This window comes from Thermostichus sp. MS-CIW-41 (assembly GCF_054058915.1).
The window spans coordinates 1-2909 of sequence record NZ_JBSSBO010000085.1 but is presented as its reverse complement, the minus strand read 5'-3'; the positions used below and the strand labels follow the sequence as shown (position 1 = coordinate 2909).

Annotated in this window: 3 protein-coding genes; 1 reads left to right on the top strand and 2 read right to left on the bottom strand. The window is 53.7% G+C overall.

What is annotated here, in order from left to right:
- Positions 1 to 231 precede the first annotated feature (231 nt).
- Both ACVWXE_RS14255 and ACVWXE_RS14250 read right to left on the bottom strand, forming a co-directional pair.
- Positions 232 to 414 (bottom strand): hypothetical protein, encoded by a 183-nt coding sequence (locus ACVWXE_RS14255; RefSeq protein ID WP_414342619.1) that lies wholly within the window; start codon positions 412 to 414, stop codon positions 232 to 234.
- Positions 415 to 614: 200 nt separating this feature from the next.
- Positions 615 to 1670, bottom strand: a complete 1056-nt coding sequence (locus ACVWXE_RS14250) for a TauD/TfdA family dioxygenase (RefSeq protein WP_457490634.1) — start codon at positions 1668 to 1670, stop codon at positions 615 to 617.
- Positions 1671 to 1994: 324 nt separating this feature from the next.
- Here ACVWXE_RS14250 and ACVWXE_RS14245 point away from each other — a divergent pair, with 324 nt between their 5' ends.
- Positions 1995 to 2822, top strand: coding sequence for a DUF1350 family protein (locus ACVWXE_RS14245; protein ID WP_457490633.1), 828 nt, complete (start codon positions 1995 to 1997; stop codon positions 2820 to 2822).
- Positions 2823 to 2909 lie beyond the last annotated feature (87 nt).

Here is a 2909-nt window from a genome sequence, read left to right as displayed (position 1 = left end):
ACAACTCTTTGCCGCAAATCCAAAGAATGAGTCGGCATTCCTTTCTCTCCTTCCTCTTGAATACCTGTACCCTATTTTAAATTAAAAGGCTGTAATCCGGGAAATTGTCGAGAGATTGGAATCTCATCCCGACTCATGCTAGGAGCATGCACAATTGCTCTCAGTTGTGCGTTGTGTAAGTGTGTAAGTTTTGAGCAAGATCTGCCGTCGTTTGCAAGCAAGGCTAGGTTTCTAGCAGGGATCGGAAGCAGCCCTTACCTCTTGGCGCAAAATGGCTTCCACCAGCTTATCTAAAGCCTCTAGATCAGATAGATCATAGTTTTTTTCCCAGAGGATTTGGTTAATGCTGGACTCCTGCTGCAGAGTTAAAACCGAAGATTGTAAAACCTCATCGATGATCTGGCGAATGCTCATCTTAACCTCGCAATCGTGAGAAGAATTGATGGCTTTAGCTCATAAGCCTAGAATGCTGGAAACGCTCTGCGATAGCCATCGTGAGGATCACGTATTTTGACATCAGAATCTGGGGCGACTCATCCAAACCCTTTCGGGGAAATCGCCAATAGTACTTTTACGGACTTGAGCTATGGATGGCGCTGAAGTCTGCGAACTTCTCAGGATCTTCTGAGACAGACCTGCTCCCCATTGAGGGCAGCTTGGGCCTCACCCTCTGTGGCGAAGGCGGTACGAATGATGCGCTCACCGGGATGGCGATCCCTTGCCGAAAGGCCGAGATCCCGAACCACAAATGAGCGTTGGATCCAGCGGTCGAAGCCATCGTAGCGGGGAGAGAAGGCAGTCCGTCCGTGGACGGTGCGGCGATTGTCAATACAGAGCAGATCCCCTGTTTCCAGCTTGATGCCTCGGTAGACAGCGTGGATTCCCTTCCTCAGGGCTTCTAGAGCCAGACTGGCTTCGGGGGTGAGCCCCACCATCAGGTCTTCGTCGTAGTTCCAGAAGGGATCCTCTCGACGGCCATACAGCACCGGCAAAATGGGTCCATTGATCAGGGCTTGCCGGTTGCCGAAGGAGTAGTCGATGCCAGTGCGATACAGGGGTTCAAACAGCAGCTCCCGCTCTCGCTCTCCTAGCAGAGGCAGGACATGACGGATGCTGGCGTAGGTGGTTTCCGCCACACGATCATGGTCGGGGCGCAGGCAAAACAGCAGCAAAAACTCCGGTGAGTGGGGATGAAAAACCGTCTCGCGGTGAAACTGCAGCCGGGTGCGGGATCCCTCAGAAGATTGCACTTCTTCGCTGCCGGGAGTAGGCACCAAGTTTTGAAACAAATCCCCGTTTTTTTCTTGGATGTAGGAGACCAAATGCCCCAAGCGGCTGCCGATCATTGCCAAGCAGCGTTCGCTGACAAAAGTGGTTTTCTCCTCAGAGCGCTGCGCCAGAGCCGGTGTGCGGGTATGGTCTAGTCCGGGATCCACGGGCAAGCCCCGCAGCAGCAGGATCCCTTCCGAATTGGAATACAACTGAAACTCCAGCAAGGCCCGCCGCAGATAACGGGGCAGCTCATCTGCCCGCATCTCGCAGTCCAGGAGAAATTCCTCTGTTTCCCGGTAGGGATCGGGCCCAGGTGCCAAAAACAGGTTTATCGTCTTTTCATCAAAGCCCCGACAATCGATCAGCAGGCATCCTTTTTCAAGCTGTGAAGTCTTCATCACGATCCCTCACCACCCACTGCCCTAGTCATAGCAGCCACAGCAACTTTTGAGCAGGGATCCTACACTCAAAACCCAATCTCGGCGAGTGTAGCGCACCACCCCTCTGTAGGCTGTGTGAGAACCTCAGTCGGGGGTAGGGCAGAGTTTTGCCTGCTGCATCAGAAGTTAACTGGGGATCCCCTGTCTGGGCAAGATGTCCATTAGGATGGGTTCCAGCGGCTGGCCAGCGCAGGGAACCGGCGTGAGGTGGGCAAGTGGGATCTGCCGAGCGCTGGGTTATGGGGAAAGCTTCAACAAACTCGCAGGCGAGGTTGCAACACCATGGCACCAACTTGGCAAACCGATGGGCATACTTGGTTCCTTCTGCCCGCTCAACCCCGCGCCGTCGTTCACTTTCTGGGTGGAGCTTTTGTGGGAGCTGCCCCGCAAGTGTTCTACAGCCGCCTGCTGGAAGAACTGGCCCGTATGGGCATGGCCGTTGTTGCTACTCCCTACACCACAGATATCGATCACGCCCAACTGGCGCTCAACGCAGCCCAATCTTTGCACAGAAGCCTGCAAAGCAAGGGTTTGCTGGAGTTGCCCCTGTTTGGTTTGGGTCATAGCCTGGGCTGTAAGTTGCAGATCCTCTCTTGTCTAGCCGTTCCTTCTCTGGGATCCCAGCGGCGAGGCAATATTTTCCTGGCCTACAGCAATGCTGGGTTGGATCGGGCTTTGCCATTGCTGCGGCTGTTGGCCCAAGCTTGGCCTCAACAACAGCTTGCCGATCTGTGGCGGATGTGGATGGGATCCTCCTCGCCACCTGTGAATCTGTGGTTAGAGTTCGAGCCTTCCCCAGCAGAAACCAACCGCTTAATTGAGGAGCAGTATCCGGTTAGAAACAACCTGCTTGTGGAATTTCGACAGGATGATATTGACGACATTCCTCTGCTCTACCAACAGCTTTGCCGCAAGTATCAAGGCTATACCGAGTGGCAGCATCTCGAGGGGGATCACCTCACTCCACTGGGTTTTAGCTACCCTTTCCAAGTCGGGCAAGAGTTCAGCCCCATCGATGCTTTTGGACAGTTGATCTACCAGAACCTACTGGCCCCCAATCACCAGATGATTCGAAGCATCCGAGCCTGGCTAGCAACCCAATTGGCCTAGGTTGTGTTGATCTTTCATTTGAGCCAAAAGAGAGCACTGACGAGATAGAGAAAACTCAAGAAGTTCCTGGCCAATTTGTCAAAACGA

What these genes read in the sequence shown, in the direction of transcription:
- ACVWXE_RS14255 (WP_414342619.1), bottom strand. Translation starts at nt 414, where the DNA reads ATGAGCATTCGCCAGATCATCGATGAGGTTTTACAATCTTCGGTTTTA.
- ACVWXE_RS14250 (WP_457490634.1), bottom strand. Translation starts at nt 1,670, where the DNA reads ATGAAGACTTCACAGCTTGAAAAAGGATGCCTGCTGATCGATTGTCGG.
- ACVWXE_RS14245 (WP_457490633.1), top strand. Translation starts at nt 1,995, where the DNA reads ATGGCACCAACTTGGCAAACCGATGGGCATACTTGGTTCCTTCTGCCC.